We start from the raw sequence: 17130 nt of genomic DNA, 5'->3' as shown, positions 1-17130 counted from the left end.
ATTTTCACTATGCAACCTAAAACTTTCCCACTGACCAAGACACAGCAAGGTATTTGGCTAGCTGATCAAGTATCTGAAGACAAAAACATTTACACCATTTCTCACTGCATAGAAATAAAAGGTGACATCAATATTGACTACCTTGAGCAGGCAATTCGTACAGCTATTTCTGACGCAGATACTGTCCACGCTCATTACCTTGAAAACCTTCAGCAATCCATTACAACGTATACTGTTGCGACACTTCCCCTAAAAGTAGAAAAGCTGGATTTTACCCAATCGAAAGATGGGCGTAAAAAAGCGTTTGCACTTATGCAAGAAGACACGAATAACGATCTTCCTCTTAAGAACAACGACAATTTAACTTTACAAAGGCAAATTTTGATATGTATTCAAGAAGAAGAAAAAATAATTTGGCTTTGGTATCAGCGCTACCATCACATTATGTTGGATGGATTCAGTTTTACCGCATTAACTAAACGTGTTGCCGATATTTACCAAGCTTTATGTTCAGAGCAAACATTTGATAGCTCATTTTTTATTTCAGTATCCAAAGTGATTGAAGAGGAGCAAGCTTATCAAGCTTCCAAAAACTATCTGAACGACAAAAGTTTTTGGTCAGATTACTGCGCTGCGTTACCTTCTCCGGTCAGCCTAACAAACAAGGCTGTTACCAATGAAAAGCGCTCGTCGAACTTGCTTCATTCCATCGCACCTATATCCTCTGACAATTTGCTAAAACTAAACGCATTCGCTCAACAAAAAAACACTAGCACTGCCGAATTGTTAATGAGTCTTGTTGTAGCATATCTCTATCGATTCACAGGACAATCAGAACAAGTTATTGGTATGCCATTTATGCGTCGCTTAGGCTCTGTCGCTATTTCTTCCGTCGCGCCTATGGTCAATGTGTTGCCAATGCTCATTACTGTAGATAACAACCTAACATGGCCTCAGTTAACAAAAAAATTCAAGCAATCCCTAAAAACAATTCGTCGTCACCAGCACTACAGCGCAGAACAAATTCAGCGAGATTTAAAAAAAGTTACATCCTCAGGACTTTACAACACTCTTATCAATTACAAACAATTCGACTATGAACTCGATTTTGCTGGAATGAAAGGTATCACTCATCATCTAGCAACAGGCCCAGTGGATGACTTTGAATTTAGTATCATAGTTGAAGCTGACAGAACGTATTTTGAATTAAGGGCCAATGACGAACGATATGATCAAACAACATTGGAGCAACACTCTCATCGATTGATCAGCATGTTAGAAAATTGGTTATCAGCCCCAGAAACAGAACTGGCCAAACTTTCAATACTACCAACAGATGAGTACCAAACCGTAATTGCATGGGGGCGAGGTCGTGAACTTACACCGAAAAACACCAACAATATTTTAGATATTTTCTGGCAACAGGTTGCACAAAAACCCCATGCAACCGCTCTCGTCTGCCGCAATCCCGATCAACAACAAGAAACTCGCTTGACCTTTGAGGAGTTGGGGCGGGCAATAAACCGTCTTAGTCATTTTTTATTAAATCAATCGTTTACTAGCAAAAATGCCGTTATTGCCAGTGCTATGCCTCGTAGCGCAGATACTGTCATCGTCATGATGTCGATTTTCAATATTGGAGCAACTTATCTGCCATTGGATCTAGATTATCCAAAAGAACGCATGGACATGATGTGCGAAGATACGCAACCCGTTTTATTATTGAGTCACTCCAGCGTTCAACTATCACTTAATATCCCAACCATCTTGATTGACGATATAACGTTTATCGAAGAGTTGAAACAACAGTCCGAACAACCGCTTACCAAAACAGACCGTCCAACGCCATCCGGGAATGACATTGCTTATGTTATTTTTACGTCAGGTAGTACGGGAAGGCCAAAAGGCGTGATGAATACCCATGGCGCCATGTTGAACTTATTACTCTCTCATCAAGAGTCTATTTACAAACCAGCACAACAGATCGTAAAAGAACGCTACCCAAATCGCGCTCTTCGAGCGGCACATACTCATTCATTCTCTTTCGACTCATCCTGGTTACAGATTTTTTGGCTCATCCAAGGCGAAGAACTCTATATTTTCGATGAAGAAACACGCCGTGATGCCTATGCAATTGTAGAAGAAGTCCACGATATTCAAATTGATGCAATGGATTTACCGCCTTCATTATTAGCTCAACTACTAAATAACGGCCTGATGAACCCAACCTCTCGCCTTTCTCAACACCAGCCAAGTTTGATACTCATAGGTGGTGAAGCCTGTCCTACAGCTCTTTGGCAACAGCTAAAAAGCTTCCCTCTTCTAACCGCTCATAATTTATATGGGCCGACAGAATATACTGTCGACACATTACGAGCAGACTTAGCACAACACGACAGACCAGTCATTGGACGACCAATATCCAACACCCAAACTTATGTTCTCGATACCTATCTTCAGCCAGTCCCCATAGGTGTTGTCGGTGAGTTATATATTTCTGGTGCTGGCTTGGCACAAGGATATTTAGCACGAGCCGAACTGAGTGCTACTCGCTTTATTGCTAATCCTTTCAGTAACACTGAATCTCGTATGTATCGCACTGGAGACCTCGTTCGTTGGAGCCAAACCGGCCATATAGAATTTGTGGGGCGGGGTGATGATCAGGTAAAAATTCGAGGCTACAGAGTTGAGATAGGCGAGGTAGAAAATGCGTTATCTCTACTTGATGGTGTAGAAAGTGCCATCGTTATTGCAGAAGCTGCAAACAATAGTCATCGGCTACTCGCTTATTGTGCCGCACCTAGCATATCTTTCGATAAGCAATCGTCTTTCGGACAAACACTGCTATCAGAATTACGAAGCTCCCTCCCTGACTACATGGTGCCGTCTGCAATACATGTCATGACAGCCTTTCCTCGCAACGTCAGTGGCAAAGTTGATAAAAAAGCCTTACCTAAAATAGACGCTAAAACATCGTCGTCCTTGTTCATAGAATCTCGAAAATGACAATGAAAATTGCCTCTGCGAAACCTTTTCGAAAGTATTAAAAATTAGCCAGGTTAGCGCAATTGATGATTTTTTCACCTTGGGTGGCGACAGCATTAGCGCCATTATGCTCTGTACAGAGCTGAGACAAATGGGTTACACACTTCGTCCTAGCCAAGTGTTCAAGCTGCGAACTCCAAAAGCCTTAGCAACAGAAATAAATCAAACAATACACCATCAAAAACCAACCAACACACCATTGCAAGTTCATTGGGACATTTCAGAGGAACAGCATAAGCTACTAGCCAATAACTATGAGACCATTGCAAACATTGCCGACGTTGCACCACTTTTACCACTACAAAAAGGCATGTTATTTGAGACCTTGATGGATTCTAGTTCGGGCAATTATAACGCGTTTACAAGATTAAACTTTAAAGGCGAAGTTGATCATATTAGATTACAAAATGCACTAAACTCTCTATTAATTCGTTATCCACAGTTAGCTGGCGCATTCAATCATGAGCTGTTAACTGAGCCTGTTTTTGTTATTCCTAATACAAAACAATTAAATTGGCCTCTGAGCACCCATGACCTCAGTCATTTATCTAATGAAAACCAAACACAAGCCTTAATTCAGCTAGAACAAGAACTACTTCAAGTACCACGCAAAACAGATATCTTTGCGGGAATGATTCATGCAGCTCTTGTATATTTAGGAAAAGAGAAAATGACCTCATCTCGGAAGGTCCAACTCATACACAAGCATCAGAATCAGCGCTTATTTTAATTGTTCATCATCTTGTCATTGATGGTTGGTCAACGCCGCTGCTCTTACAAAGCCTGTTAGAAGCTTACCAACAAAACACTCAACGTCTCCCCCCTTGTAAAACCTCTTATGCAGAAGTTATTAAGCAGTTATATAATCGAGATCAACAAGCCAGCTTGCATAAATGGCAACAGGTGATGTATCAGTCTCACCCCTGCATATTGTTTGAGCAAGAACAGGATGAGGTTAGCGAATTTGAGTTCTCATTAGATCATCAAACAAGTAGTCAACTTACGACTCAACTAAAAGAACGCGGCGTAACACTGAATGTGTTCATGCAAGCTCTTTGGGCACAATCTTTGAGCCTATTATCAAGTAGAGAAGATATTATTTTTGGCTCTCCGGTTTCAGGACGAAGCAGCGATGTGGCTGATATTGAAAATCAAGTAGGCTTGTTCCTAAATACTTTACCGATACGGGTAACATTGGATCCAACCAAATCCTTATGGGCACAGTTACCTGTTATGCAAGAGCGTCATATTGAACTTTTGGAACACGACACCCTTGGCCTTGCTGACATTCAACAGATCACTGGCAATCAAACATTATTTGACACTCTTCTCGTCGTTGAAAACTACCCAGATAATGAGTATCTCGACACCCAATTAGAAGGTAAAGATGGTAAACCACTCAATGTGTGCAATATTCATAACCGTGGCTATAGCCATTATCCTTTAGCACTATTGGTTTTACCCGGCGATAAAATTTCATTTCTAATTGAAAATCGTGGCGCTCTGAGCGATTCGGAAGTAAAGAACCTTGCGAATAGAATACAGCAAACACTAGAAACGGCACTTCAAGAGCCAGAACGCCCATTATGCCAATACCCAAGTATTAGTATTCAAGAATCACAGTTCATTGAGTCCATCAATACTACAGAGCATTCCATCCCAGACTTAACGTTACAACAGGCCCTAGCACAACAGGCCAAAGCGACACCAATGGCACCATGTCTTGCTGACGAAAGCCATCAATTAAACTATCAAGAAGCCCGCCAGCAAGTCCTACAACTGTCACGTAGTTTACGTAACCAAGGCGTGAAAGCAGGCGATATTGTCGCTGTTGCCTTACCAAGAAGCTGCAATCTTAGTTTAGCAATTTGGGCAATCATTGATGCTGGAGCGGCCTATCTACCATTAGACATCGGCTACCCAGATGATCGACTTGCTTACATGCTTAACGACGCAAAGCCTGTTTTACTCATTACTCAAAGTGAGCAAAAAATACGCTTTGAAGGGCCAAACTATGACGTTAAATATCTGCTATTTGATGAATTATTCATAGACGACCACAACACAGACACATCCCCCATAGCTACTGAACTTATCACTGGTAAGCATCCTGCCTATCTGATTTATACATCGGGTACTACAGGCCGGCCAAAAGGCGTTCTCGTTTCCCATCAAGCCATCATCAATCGTATTTTATGGATGCAGGATGAATATAAGCTCTCTATTGAAGACGTCATATTGCAAAAAACCCCTTGCAGCTTTGATGTATCGGTTTGGGAGTTTTTCTGGACTCCAATGATTGGTGCCTCCTTAGTAATGGCTCCGCCAGAAGCACATCGTGATCCTGAACTGCTCATGGAAACAATCGATAAATTCTCTGTTACCACTTTGCACTTCGTCCCCTCAATGCTCGCTATTTTCACCGATAGCAAACAGAGTAACAGACGTAACACAAAAACCTGCTCAAGCTTAAAACACGTCTTTTGCAGTGGTGAAGCCTTGTTAAAAGTTCAAGCTCTCGCTTTCAAAGCAAACTTTGGTGCAAAACTGCATAACCTTTATGGCCCGACTGAAGTCGCTGTTGATGTGACCTATAAATCCGCTTATGAAGACATACTTTCTAAGGGGCAAGGAGTCGCGATTGGTAAACCTGTATGGAACACCCAACTTCGTATTCTCGATCAATATTTACGTCCTGTACCAATAGGTAGCACTGGTGAACTTTATCTTTGTGGCGTGCAATTAGCCATTGGCTATTTAGATCGTCCAGAATTAAATTGCACGCGCTTTATTGCCGATCCATTTGGGCAACCGGGTGATCGAATGTATCGTACTGGAGATATTGTTCGTTGGTTAGAAAATGGTGATGTGGAATATTTAGGAAGAGTCGATAACCAAATCAAAATCCGTGGACAGCGCATTGAACTTGGTGAAATAGAAACACTTCTTTTACAACAAGACAGTGTGTCACAAGCGGTTGTCGTTGCCAAAACACTAACAAGCAGTAATGAGAATACCACAGGGCAGGATAATCGACAGTTAGTGGCCTACTTGGTATTAGATCCTATAAAGCAATACGATGAAACAAGCATTAAATCTGCCTTATCAGACGAACTTCCAAGTCACATGTTACCAGTGGCTTATGTGTGTATAGAGTCATTACCACTAAGCGCCAATGGCAAGCTGGACCGAAATGCTTTACCAGAACCAAACCTACTAGAAAATAGCGCAAGAAATACGTCTTTACGTTCCCCCTCCATTGGATTGGAAAGTCACTTAGCCGCTATTTTTGAACGACTTTTAGGTGTCAAAAACATTAGCGCTGAAGACGATTTTTTTGCTCTTGGCGGGCATTCCTTACTTGCGATGCGGTTGGCTGCTGATATCCGTCGCGAACTGAAACACTCCATCACTGTTGGGCAAATCATGGTAACTCCTACTGTTACCAAGCTTGCTCACCTTTTAGAGAAAAATGCACTACAGCACGGCCGAGAAAAATTGGCGGAAATTCTGGCTGAGGGCAACCAAAATTTAATGGATACCAATAGTGGCTTTAGCGATTTAATTTATCTTCGCGAGGGACAAGGTGCACCATTATTCTGTTTTTATCCGGGATCTGGTTTTGCTTGGCAATACAGTGCTTTATCACGGTACTTAACGGGCACTCAACCTATCATTGGCCTGCAATCACCAAGACCCAACGGACTTATAGCTAGCAGTACGAGTTTAGAAGAATTAATTGAAAAACAACTCACTATTATTCGTCGTGAGCAAGAACATGGCCCCTATTATCTACTAGGTTATTCACTCGGTGGCACCGTCGCGTATGGTGTTGCAGCAAAACTAAGAGAGTATGGAGAACAGGTTAATTTTCTCGGCCTATTAGACACCTACCCAGCCGAAGTACATGACTGGGATGATCCGAAAGGAGAGGAAGCAGCAATGGGAGCAGAGCGGGAGCAAGCACAATTATTAAGTAACGCAATTGGTGGAACGGAAGAAAAACTTGATCATTCGGCTCAGCAAGAGCAAGACCAGATGTTAGAACAAATCTTTGCCAACTACAAAGATGCCGTTCGCTTACTCAAAAAAGCATCAACGCCATTTTATGATGACAAATTAAGCATTTTTATTGCCGAAAAGTCCTTACCGGATTACATCAACCCTAAAGAAAATTGGCTAACATATGCTAAGCACTCTTATTTCTATCCTTTACCAAACTGCAGTCATGAAGACATTCTGTCGCCTGGGCACTTAAAATCGTTAGGCCCATTATTAGACAGACTGCTCAATAATTCATCCAAAGACACACCAAATAACCAATCAAATTCATCTGCAGAGTTTGTCTAATAACCTTAAATAAAAGAGAGAAAAACGTGAGCGACACCCAAAAAAATCAATGTTCGTGGACTTTAGCCTATTGGCAACACACCAGAATTTTCGCAATGTTTTTATTGCTCGTACAATATCCATTCTAGGATTAGGCATGCTATCAGTCGCCATCCCAGTACAAGTTTACTCTTTAACCAATGATAGCCTACAGGTTGGCATTGTCATGGCTTTAGAGGGTATCGGAATGTTCGTAGGACTTTTATTAGGTGGGGTTTTAGCGGACATATATGAACGCAAAAAACTCATTCTTTTAGCTCGTGGAACGTGTGGTTTAGGCTTTGTCGCCATGGCAATCAACGCTTGGTTACCTGATCCTTCTTTATGGGCGATTTACGTTCTTTCTATCTGGGATGGTTTTTTCGGAGCTCTAGGTGTGACGGCATTAATGGCTTGTATGCCTTTTATTGTTGGCAGAGAAAACCTCATGCAAGCTCGCGCCATTAGTATGGTAAGTGTACGTTTAGCAACAGTTATCTCTCCTGCTGTCGGCGGTATTATTATTGCTGTTTCTGATGTAGCTTGGAACTATATGATTGCAGCCATCGGAACTGGCATAACCTTAATAGCGCTTCTATCTTTACCAACGATGCCGCCGAAAGAAGTAACAACTCACAATCCGCTGAAATCATTATGGGATGGTTTTTCTTACCTATTTACCAATAAAATTGTTGCCAGCGTTGTCATCATGGGAACACTCGTTACCTTAACAACGGCAATCCGTGTACTCTTCCCCGCTCTTGCCGACACAGTATATGGTGGTGGTGCTTGGACAGTAGGCTTAATGTATTCAGCGGTTCCATTGGGCGCAACTATGGGTGCTATCATTAGTGGCTGGGCAAATCATATTGCAAAACCAGGTTTGGTAATGATGCTTATCAGCCTCGCAGCTTTTCTCTGTTTAATGGGAATTGGCAGTACGACCTATTTTCCTCTTGCACTCATCCTTCTGGTAACCTTTGGTTACCTTGTATCTATTGCCTCATTACTACAATATAGCTTTGTACAAGGCCATACTCCTGACCATTATTTAGGTCGCATAAATGGCATATGGACGGCTCAAGATGCCTCTGGTGATTCTATAGGAACACTTTCTATCGGTGCATTAGGAAAACTACTCTCGTCATTAGGGAGTATTTTTACTTTTGGTGCCGTCGCTATGGGATTAGGAGTAATATTATTAGCTTGCTTAAAAACACTAAGAACTAGCCCTCTGAATGACCCCAACATAATTGAGGAAAGTTAAGTAGTCTTATTAAACGAATGTATATAAGCCTTCCTATGTGGAGGCTTTTTTACTAATAAAAATCTCTACTAGAGCCGTACTTACGAGGCTCATGCACATTTTATTGTGCTGGCTCACTGTTAACTATCCTGCTCTCAAGCAAAAAATAGATCTGACTGAACATTAGACTTCACGCCATTTTGCACACTCACCTACCCATACATTGCCGAATCAGGTTCACTTTCGTAGTGTACCGTTCACCTCCTATGGCTTCCTTCAGCCCTGCCGTTGGCCAGCAACGTCCTCGCGATTCGGACTCTCTCCCCCCAGTCGGGGTGAGACAGGTTTCTTTCAACCTGACGGGTTTGCCAGCTTCGCTAGGCAAACAAAAAAAGCGTACATGCCAAAACATATACGCTTTTTTAATCATTTATACCTTTTTAATCATTTAAACTTTTTAAAAGTTGTATGCAGCACTAACAAAGTAATTACGACCTAACTCATAAGTCGTATAACCAGTATCTTCTTCGTCTAAACGAACATCACCAATATTCTTAATACCAGCTCGAAGTGTTAGGTTTTCAGCAACATCAGCGGTCAAACCAATATCAGTACGGTAATACGAAGGCAACGTACTGTAAACATCACCCACACCAGAAACCCAAGTAGAATACTGCATACCAGATATGTAACTAACCGAAATATAGGTTGCCAATATATCGGTCGCTTGATAATCAAATGACAAACTTGCTTGATGCTCTGGACGGCCAGTCAATTCGGTTTTTACCCCAGCAGAATCTTCGGCTTCAGTATCTAGATAAGTATAATTAGCCTTTAAAAGAAGATCATCAGTAAGTGGCGTTGATGCACTTAATTCAAGGCCCTGTGTCATGGCTGTTGCGACATTAATCCATTTTGCAGAATTGGCATCGCCATTACTATCATAGCCAACTTCACGTTCAATCAAATTATCGATATCATTTCGAAAAACCGTCGCCGTTGCATTGAATTTTTTCGAATGATAGTCAGCACCAAATTCATAACTCACACTAGTTTCAGCTTCTAAATCTGAGTTACCTGACAAAGTACAGGCTCCGCCGCAACTTACAGTTCGATATTCTTCGCTTAGTTTACTCACCTCAGGGGCTTTAAAGGCTTTGGTAACTCCACCTTTTAAAGTCAGTGAATTGGTCACGTCATACACAAGGTAAGCTTTTGGCGAAAAGTTATTTCCATAAATATCATGATTATCTACACGCCCACCTAAAGTGAAAACGAGCTTATCGGTCAACGATATTTCATCTTGAGCAAAAACACCGTACTGATCTACGTTATATTCACCTGAATCCAAAAGCGTATAACTATTTTTTAACTGTTCATTTTGGTAATCCACACCAGCCATAAGAGCATGCGCACCAATTAGTTTGTTCGCATAACCTTTTGCATAAGTGTTATTTGCCTCTATACCAGAGTGGGCTTCTGGCTCGTCATATTGAGAGTTATAGTCATATATATCACTTTCTTCACGTTTAATATAAGCAGTAGTATTTGCCCAATCCCATTGTCCTTTATGAGTTATAGCTAAATCCTTACGTGTAATTTCTTGCTCACGTGTAGCACCTTTTGTATTAAAAGTTTGGTAAGGGCGTTCATCATGGTTATAACCAAAATCCACATCAACTTCTTGGTTGTCTGCAACATTCCAAGTCAAAGTAGAAACCAAGTTTTGTGCATTTTTCTTTTCACGTAACGGTGAGACATCTTCGTCATTGGCAAACCAAGCCTTCTGTCTTAAATCTTCGACACTCACAGAAAGAGCCATCTTATCACTGATAGCTCCCATTCCAGACACACCTAACCGATATTGGTCACCGCCTTCACCAGACTCAATTTTACGCATTTCCGCACTGGCAGTTCCTGTCCAACCAGCATCATCTTGCGGTCTTTTAGTAATAATGTTTACCACGCCACCAATAGCATCCGCACCATACAATACTGACATTGGGCCACGGATAATTTCAATTCGCTCTATAGAATTCAACGGCACACTGTTGAAATCAGTATCACTGCCTTTATCAAAAGCACTGCCAGCGGAAACACGTTTGCCATTTACCAATAAAACGGTGTATCCGCCATCCAAACCTCGAATCCGGATGGAGTCACGACCAGTTTCGTCGCTAAAATTATTAACGCCTACTGTGTCTCGGAGTAAATCAGCAACACTGCTTACAGTAGATTTGGCAATATCATCTTTCGTTACTACTGTTGCAAAAGCAGGAATATCCTCAATTTTTTTAGCTTCCATTGTTGCTGTAACAACCAGTGTATCTAGCTGCTCAGTATCTTCAGACAAATTAACTTCATTATCTTCACTTACCGCAAAGCTCATCATTGGAATAGCAGCCAGCATACTGACTATTAGTTTTTTCTTGGCAAACATAAAACTGTATCACTCCTAATATAATTTAATAGCTCACAACAATGCAATGTTATTGCGAATCATTTTCATTATCAATACATTTTATATTAATTTGTAAAAATGTTCATTTATCAAGGAAGGTTGTAATAAAATTAATGTCATTATTACCAGATATAAGACTAGGATTAAGCATTCAACGTCGCTCCACCATCAACCACTACATCTTGCATGGTGATATGGTTAGACATATCTGAGGCAAAGAATAGAACGACCTGAGCAATATCGGTGGGCTGAGCGATTTTTCCCAATGGAATACCAAGCTTATATTGTTCAGGAAAGCCTTTAATGGTGTTTTGCTCGGCATCCTCATGGGTCCACAACATGCGCTGCATAGGCGTATCGGTAGAACCTGGACAGACTAAATTACACCGTACACCATAAGGCGCTAGCTCTAGTCCAGCCGTATGACTTAACGCAGATAACGCGGCTTTTGATGCACAATAAGCCGCCATATTTTGACGCGGCACTTTTGCAGCATTCGAGCTAATGGTAACAATCACCCCACCCTGCTGACGTTTAAACGTCGGCATGGTATGTTTTATCATTAAAAACGCGCCACCAGCATTGACGTTAAAACACGCTTTGAAATCTGCAAAGCTGGTCTCTTCTAAGCTCCCCAAACGCAATATTCCCGCTCCATTTACCAACACATCGAGTGTGGGAAAATCTAACAGTACGTTTTTAACCGCATGTGAAACCGCATCCTCATCACTAATATCAAGCGTTACACAATCAAAATCATAAAAGGCGTTATCAAATGACAAGTCAAAACCCATCACCTTGGCACCCAGAGAAACAAATTGATTAGCAACTTCTAACCCTATTCCTCTGCCAGCACCCGTTACCCAAACTGTCTTTCCAGAAAAATCGAGCGGATTGATCATGCGGCACTCTCACTTTTACTTTGAATGAGCTTCCACCAACCATTAAGTGTTGCTGACGCTGCAAGCTCTTGAAAAGAGACATGAATCCCTTGCTCCTTCCATTTAGACACCAGAGACATGATTTGAATAGAGTCCAGCCCATAGTCAATGAGGCTCTTCGTCAGCATCAAAATCTTGTAGATCCTCTTCGTCCAAAAAAGCAAAAATTTGCGCTTTAAACTGCTCATAATGCAGTAGATTATTGGCTAGATCAGTGGCAATAAGCACGTCTTTAGTGGCTATCACTCGACCCGTTCGACCGCCGGTATAGACCAATGCCTGTCGATGCTCCTCCTCACTAAAGTCAGCAAGTGCATCCCCTATCATAAAAGGTTGAATATCACGCATAAACGCATCAGCGGCCGTCATCATGCAGCCGATATGCGCATAAACACCACCAATCAATAGCTGATCACGGCCCCAAGACTGCATCAGCTCTTGAAGATTAGAACGATGAAAAGCACTGTAACGCCACTTCACCAATACCGTATCTTGTGCATCTGGCGTCAATTCTTCGACAACTTGTTGTAACTCAGGAAAATCGTTTAACCCACTTCCCCACATATCGTTCAGCAACGCCCTGTCCTCAGGCTTTTGATTGTTGGGTTGCGCGGTATACACAACAGGAATGCCATTCGCACGGCAGTAAGCCTTGATAGCAGCAAGGTTCTGTTTCAATGTTTTTATTAAGTCTGACTCGGCATCATAAAAACGCAAAAAATAAGCCTGCATATCATGAATCAAAAATACTGCACGCTTTGGTTCTAATACCCAATTCACTTTTTGACTGGGAAACGAATCAGAGGTTGGCATAGGGTAAGAAGATATTGTTGGAATGCTCATAATGGTCCTTTTTTATAAAGTGTTATCTTGTTGAGGAGCAAGTTGTAGACGCTGACGAATCACCTCGCGCAATGCGACCTTGTTTGGTTTGCCAACGGGTGTAAGAGGAAGGGAATCAATAAACTCAAAGCGATCCGGCACTTTATAGTCGGCGACACCTAGCCCTCTTAAATATTTGCGTAGCGTGAGACTTTTCATGCCGTGACTCGCGGTTTTCGGCACAATAAAAGCGCAGCTTTTTCTCCCATCATGGTGTCTGGCATCGAGACCAGAGCACTGTGCATAATCAGCTCATGCTTCAACAGCAGATTTTCAATTTCTTCTGCCGCAATTTTTTCACCACCACGATTGATTTGATCTTTATCGCGCCCAACAACGGTCAAATAACCGTTGTCATTTCGACATACTAAGTCACCAGAATGATAAAAACCGTCATCATCAAACACCTTGGCATTATGTTCTGGCGCATTGTAATAACCACGGATGGTATACGGGCCACGAGTCGCTAACTCACCAACCTCACCATTCGCCACCTCCTCACCTTCTGCATTCAGCACTTTCACCTCGTCAAGCGAACACATTGGACGGCCTTGCGTGGTCACTATTGTGTCGAGGTCATCATCCAATCGCGTGTAATTCACTAACCCTTCTGCCATACCGAGGACCTGTTGCAATTGGCAGCCAAGTACGTCTGGCACTTGTCGAGCCAGACTTTCACTTAATTTAGCCCCACCAACCTGCATTAGCTGCAATGAAGACAAAGCCGCTTTATTGGACGGTGCTGCCTGTAACCACAAAGCCAACGCTGGAGGAACCAAAGCGGCAACCGTGACTTGATGACGGGCGATTAGCTCAAAACACGTGTTGGCATCAGGACTTGGCGACATAACCACGCAGCCACCCACATGAAAAACGCCAAACGCACCTGGAGAGCCTCATTGGAAAATTATGCGCACAAGGCAAGGCGCATAAATACTTTGTATCCGCCGTTAAATGGCAGATTTCCGCACTACGACGCACACTAAAAAAGTAATCATTATGAGTTCTGGGAATGAGCTTTGGCGTCCCAGTACTACCACCGGATAATTGAAAAAATGCAACCTCGTCTGCCGCGCTGGGTGATGGTGTTAATACTCGACTTGCGGATGAGTGAAGAATAGCGTCTAGGGATTCTGCCCATTCAGATTGACCAACGAGCAGAACATGCTGCAATGCATTTGCAGACATCGTCAGCGCTTTAAAAAAGGTACTGTCTTGAAATAAGGCGTGTTCGTTACTTGCGATGAGGATCTTTGGCGCTATTTGTTCGGCGTAGGCGGTTAATTCATTTCGGTTATGGCTAAACAGTGCATTAACCGGCGCTACCCCGAGGCGAATTAACGCAAAAAATACCACATAAAACTCCGCAATATTAGGCAGCTGTACCAAAGCCGTATCGCCTGTTCGCAAACCAAGATCCTGTAAATAAACCGCTAATAGCTTAGATTGATAACAAAGCTCTTGATAGCTCAGTGATCTTTCTCCACAAATGACCGCGATGTTGTCTTGTAGTGCATTATCAATTAGGTCAATCAAAGGCCGATCAGTCCAATAACCTTTTTCTCGATACAGTTTGGCAAACGATTCAGGCCAAGGGGTATATGCAATACTCATATAACATCTTCCTTTATTCCAAATGCATTCAGCATGGTGCGCATTTTTGCGCTGGTTTCTAACCACTCACTTTCAGGGTCTGAATCAGGCACAACACCAGCTCCAGCAAACAAAGTGGCCTTATTGCCTGCCACTTGCGCACAACGAATCGCTATGGCCCATTCGCCATTTCCTTGAAAATCACACCAGCCAACCAAACCGCTGAAACAACCACGCTGGTGTGGCTCCAAACACCTAATGTAATGTTGCGCATCAAATGTTGGTGTGCCACACATTGCCGGTGTTGGGTGGACATGTTTTATTAAATCAAACATGGAAGGCGGATTAGTATCAGACAATGTGCCTTCTATCTGTGTTGATAAATGCCACATCGTTGGCGTTGATATAAGGCTGGGGTGTTCCGGTACAGATAACTGATCAATCAATGGTGAGAGCGATGATCGAATGGCCTCTACCACTAGGCGATGCTCATACTGATCTTTTGAAGATTTAAGAAGCGTCTCGGCCGCCTGACGGTCTCTATCTGGACAGTCTAGACGCCTAGCAGAACCAGCAAGAGGATTGGAAAAAATTCTGTTACCCTGCTTGCGAAGTAACAGTTCAGGTACTCGCACCAACTAATACCTCCCGCTCAAGTGGCACGCTAAAATGATAAGCATTAGGGTTTTGTGCCATGATATTTGACAACAAACGCGGGATATCAATGGCCCGATCTAAGGTTAATGTCAATATTTTTGACAACACCACTTTTTTCAAAGGGCTGCTGTCAAAAATAGACAAAGCCTGCTCAACCATTGCCACAAAATTACCGTGACTTGGCGTAAAATTTTGCTCCATTACCCGGTGAGAAAACGCCTCATCTATAAACGGCGACAAGCTATAGCCTAAAGCGGTTATTCGCTCCGACCAGTCCGGTGCCATTAATTGAGTTGGCTGCGTCATGTCAAAAGGGATTGCCCCAACCAAAATAGGATTAACTATCCCCCTGTTACGTTCCCTTTTAAAAAGAGCCTGTACTTCTTGGTGAAAACTGGGGGATAAAATAGGAACACTAAGCCGTTGGCTAACACCGTTGCCCCGCACAAGATTGCTATTTGAATTAAATAGAAATACATCATTTTGAGATTGATTTGTTACTAACGAATCAGCATAGTCTGGGAAAGTGATGTCCATAAGAGCCTCCACAAATGATAACCATTATCATGCAATATATTAGAGCTAATGATAATCACTTGCAATTAATAGCATCATTGAAAGGGTGTAAATTTTTTGTCATCGATCAATAAATGTGACTTTAATACCCATTCATGATGACATCCCCATCTACCATTAAGTAATGATTCTTAAATACACCTCAAATCTTAATTAAAGTTCTTGATAATTTCTGGCCTATCAGTAAGATGCCAAACAAAAATCATTCTCAATAAAAGGATACGGTTGATGGCTCTACGTTCGCTGCTTACACTGGTATTAGGCTTATCTACTTTTGCAGGTTCACTGGAAGCAAAAGTAACGGTTATTAATGATGTATTGGATAGGCAAGTGGAGGTAGATCTACCTGCTAAGCGCGTGATATTAGGTTTCTACGCTGAAGATTATATGGCAATCGGTACAGAAAAAGCCTTTGACCATGTAGTAGGTCTGTCTCGAGATACTTGGGAAGGATGGCGCCCAGCGAGTTGGAATCTTTACACGGAGTATCGTCCATCTTTAAAAGATATACCTGACATAGGTGAAATAGAGGCGCAAACCTTTTCCATTGAAAAAATATTGAGCCTTAAACCTACCGTCATTCTATTAGCGGATTGGCAATATCAGGGGTTAGGAACGGATGTGGATCGTCTTGAAGAAGCCGGTATTCCAATTGTGGTTGTGGATTACAATGCGCAAACGCTGGATCGCCATATCAAAAGTACTCAGCTCATTGGCCAGTTAACAGGACAAGAAAACGCGCTAAAGAAATAGCCGATGATTACCAGCAAACTATTGAATCCACCCTAGAAACAATACAAGCTTCAAATTTACCAAAACCTCGCACTTACGTCGAGTTTGCCAATAAGGGACCAGAGCAATACAGCTTTACCTTTGGCAAAAACATGTGGGGAGCGCTGATTACCATGTTAAGTGGTGATAATATTGCCGCGCCCTTTGTTGAATGGTGGGGACCTATGAATCCAGAGCAAGTCTTGGCCTCAAAGCCTGAGGTGGTTTTCCTAGTGGCACCGAATCTGGCATAGAGGGTAATGCACTTCCTATGGGACAGGGAATTGATCGAAAACTCGCTATTTCACGCTTAAAAGGATTTACGCAACGCCCTGGTTGGACTCATATGCCAGCCGTGGAAAACAACAGGGTTTTTGGACTGTATCATGGAGCTTCTCGTACTATTCTTGATGCTTCTATGGTTCAGTTCATGGCAAAATCCATGTACCCAAGCTTGTTTAAAGACGTGAACCCAGAACAAAACTATTTGGATTTTTATAAGAAATACCTTCCGGTTACCCCAATGGGTACTTTCACCGTCAACATTACGGAGTAAAATCTGTCAGGATACGTTCCAACAGATAGATAAT

General features: G+C 42.3%; 16 protein-coding genes and 1 pseudogene. 8 read left to right on the top strand and 9 right to left on the bottom strand.

Annotated features, from left to right (window positions below; genetic code table 11):
- Positions 1–9 precede the first annotated feature (9 nt).
- From ONZ52_RS13190 to entS, 5 genes and pseudogenes are all read left to right on the top strand, one after another.
- Complete coding sequence (locus ONZ52_RS13190) at positions 10–3006, top strand: amino acid adenylation domain-containing protein (protein ID WP_265219104.1); 2997 nt, start codon at positions 10–12, stop codon at positions 3004–3006.
- Positions 3007–3031: 25 nt separating this feature from the next.
- A pseudogene (locus ONZ52_RS13185) lies at positions 3032–3187 on the top strand (phosphopantetheine-binding protein); the annotation flags it as partial.
- Positions 3164–3775, top strand: coding sequence for a condensation domain-containing protein (locus tag ONZ52_RS13180; protein ID WP_265219421.1), 612 nt, complete (start codon positions 3164–3166; stop codon positions 3773–3775). The pseudogene ONZ52_RS13185 and the gene ONZ52_RS13180, both read left to right, overlap by 24 nt.
- Positions 3697–7395, top strand: a complete 3699-nt coding sequence (locus ONZ52_RS13175) for an amino acid adenylation domain-containing protein (RefSeq protein ID WP_321160338.1) — start codon at positions 3697–3699, stop codon at positions 7393–7395. Before ONZ52_RS13180 ends, ONZ52_RS13175 begins: the two co-directional genes overlap by 79 nt.
- Positions 7396–7444: 49 nt before the next feature.
- On the top strand, positions 7445–8680 hold the full coding sequence (entS, locus tag ONZ52_RS13170) for an enterobactin transporter EntS (RefSeq protein WP_265219103.1): 1236 nt from the start codon (positions 7445–7447) through the stop codon (positions 8678–8680).
- A gap of 436 nt (positions 8681–9116) precedes the next feature.
- Here the strand turns inward: entS and ONZ52_RS13165 are convergent, their stop codons facing one another.
- The 9 genes from ONZ52_RS13165 to ONZ52_RS13140 form a co-directional block, all read right to left on the bottom strand.
- Positions 9117–11099, bottom strand: coding sequence for a TonB-dependent receptor plug domain-containing protein (locus ONZ52_RS13165; protein WP_265219102.1), 1983 nt, complete (start codon positions 11097–11099; stop codon positions 9117–9119).
- 164 nt (positions 11100–11263) lie between these two features.
- On the bottom strand, positions 11264–12022 hold the full coding sequence (gene dhbA / locus ONZ52_RS13160; protein ID WP_265219100.1) for a 2,3-dihydro-2,3-dihydroxybenzoate dehydrogenase: 759 nt from the start codon (positions 12020–12022) through the stop codon (positions 11264–11266).
- Entirely contained in the window at positions 12019–12189 is a 171-nt protein-coding gene (locus tag ONZ52_RS24765) for a phosphopantetheine-binding protein (RefSeq protein ID WP_321160318.1), read from the bottom strand. The genes dhbA and ONZ52_RS24765 overlap by 4 nt, the downstream gene beginning before the upstream one ends.
- A complete protein-coding gene (locus ONZ52_RS13155; RefSeq protein ID WP_321160317.1) occupies positions 12167–12904 on the bottom strand; it encodes an isochorismatase family protein in 738 nt (245 codons plus the stop codon). The genes ONZ52_RS24765 and ONZ52_RS13155 overlap by 23 nt, the downstream gene beginning before the upstream one ends.
- Positions 12905–12916: 12 nt before the next feature.
- Positions 12917–13102, bottom strand: a complete 186-nt coding sequence (locus tag ONZ52_RS24760; RefSeq protein WP_321160316.1) for a hypothetical protein — start codon at positions 13100–13102, stop codon at positions 12917–12919.
- Complete coding sequence (locus ONZ52_RS24755) at positions 13099–13791, bottom strand: AMP-binding protein (protein WP_321160315.1); 693 nt, start codon at positions 13789–13791, stop codon at positions 13099–13101. Before ONZ52_RS24755 ends, ONZ52_RS24760 begins: the two co-directional genes overlap by 4 nt.
- Complete coding sequence (locus tag ONZ52_RS24750; RefSeq protein WP_321160314.1) at positions 13775–14557, bottom strand: AMP-binding protein; 783 nt, start codon at positions 14555–14557, stop codon at positions 13775–13777. The genes ONZ52_RS24755 and ONZ52_RS24750 overlap by 17 nt, the downstream gene beginning before the upstream one ends.
- Positions 14554–15171 carry an isochorismate synthase gene (locus ONZ52_RS13145; protein WP_265219419.1) on the bottom strand — a complete coding sequence of 206 codons (618 nt, stop codon included), beginning with the start codon at positions 15169–15171 and terminating at the stop codon, positions 14554–14556. Before ONZ52_RS13145 ends, ONZ52_RS24750 begins: the two co-directional genes overlap by 4 nt.
- Positions 15158–15730, bottom strand: a complete 573-nt coding sequence (locus ONZ52_RS13140) for a chorismate-binding protein (RefSeq protein ID WP_265219099.1) — start codon at positions 15728–15730, stop codon at positions 15158–15160. Before ONZ52_RS13140 ends, ONZ52_RS13145 begins: the two co-directional genes overlap by 14 nt.
- 267 nt (positions 15731–15997) lie before the next feature.
- Here ONZ52_RS13140 and ONZ52_RS24745 point away from each other — a divergent pair, with 267 nt between their 5' ends.
- The 3 genes from ONZ52_RS24745 (at position 15998) to ONZ52_RS24735 (ending at position 17096) form a co-directional block, all read left to right on the top strand.
- Positions 15998–16522, top strand: a complete 525-nt coding sequence (locus ONZ52_RS24745; protein ID WP_321160313.1) for a TroA family protein — start codon at positions 15998–16000, stop codon at positions 16520–16522.
- Between the two features lie 131 nt (positions 16523–16653).
- Positions 16654–16794, top strand: a complete 141-nt coding sequence (locus tag ONZ52_RS24740) for a hypothetical protein (RefSeq protein ID WP_321160312.1) — start codon at positions 16654–16656, stop codon at positions 16792–16794.
- A gap of 17 nt (positions 16795–16811) precedes the next feature.
- On the top strand, positions 16812–17096 hold the full coding sequence (locus ONZ52_RS24735; RefSeq protein WP_321160311.1) for a TroA family protein: 285 nt from the start codon (positions 16812–16814) through the stop codon (positions 17094–17096).
- The last annotated feature ends 34 nt before the right edge of the window (positions 17097–17130 follow it).

It is taken from the genome of Marinomonas rhodophyticola, from assembly GCF_026113935.1.
Taxonomy (GTDB): domain Bacteria; phylum Pseudomonadota; class Gammaproteobacteria; order Pseudomonadales; family Marinomonadaceae; genus Marinomonas; species Marinomonas rhodophyticola.
The sequence above is the reverse complement of the archived record's forward strand: the minus strand, read 5'-3'. Positions and strand labels throughout refer to the sequence as shown.

Coding starts and splice junctions, on each gene's coding strand:
- ONZ52_RS13190 (WP_265219104.1), top strand. CDS start 10: ATGCAACCTAAAACTTTCCCACTGACCAAGACACAGCAAGGTATTTGG.
- entS (WP_265219103.1), top strand. CDS start 7,445: ATGTTCGTGGACTTTAGCCTATTGGCAACACACCAGAATTTTCGCAAT.
- ONZ52_RS13165 (WP_265219102.1), bottom strand. CDS start 11,099: ATGTTTGCCAAGAAAAAACTAATAGTCAGTATGCTGGCTGCTATTCCA.
- dhbA (WP_265219100.1), bottom strand. CDS start 12,022: ATGATCAATCCGCTCGATTTTTCTGGAAAGACAGTTTGGGTAACGGGT.
- ONZ52_RS24765 (WP_321160318.1), bottom strand. CDS start 12,189: ATGCTGACGAAGAGCCTCATTGACTATGGGCTGGACTCTATTCAAATC.
- ONZ52_RS13155 (WP_321160317.1), bottom strand. CDS start 12,904: ATGAGCATTCCAACAATATCTTCTTACCCTATGCCAACCTCTGATTCG.
- ONZ52_RS24760 (WP_321160316.1), bottom strand. CDS start 13,102: ATGAAAAGTCTCACGCTACGCAAATATTTAAGAGGGCTAGGTGTCGCC.
- ONZ52_RS24755 (WP_321160315.1), bottom strand. CDS start 13,791: ATGTCGCCAAGTCCTGATGCCAACACGTGTTTTGAGCTAATCGCCCGT.
- ONZ52_RS24750 (WP_321160314.1), bottom strand. CDS start 14,557: ATGAGTATTGCATATACCCCTTGGCCTGAATCGTTTGCCAAACTGTAT.
- ONZ52_RS13140 (WP_265219099.1), bottom strand. CDS start 15,730: ATGGACATCACTTTCCCAGACTATGCTGATTCGTTAGTAACAAATCAA.
- ONZ52_RS24745 (WP_321160313.1), top strand. CDS start 15,998: ATGGCTCTACGTTCGCTGCTTACACTGGTATTAGGCTTATCTACTTTT.
- ONZ52_RS24740 (WP_321160312.1), top strand. CDS start 16,654: ATGTGGGGAGCGCTGATTACCATGTTAAGTGGTGATAATATTGCCGCG.
- ONZ52_RS24735 (WP_321160311.1), top strand. CDS start 16,812: ATGGGACAGGGAATTGATCGAAAACTCGCTATTTCACGCTTAAAAGGA.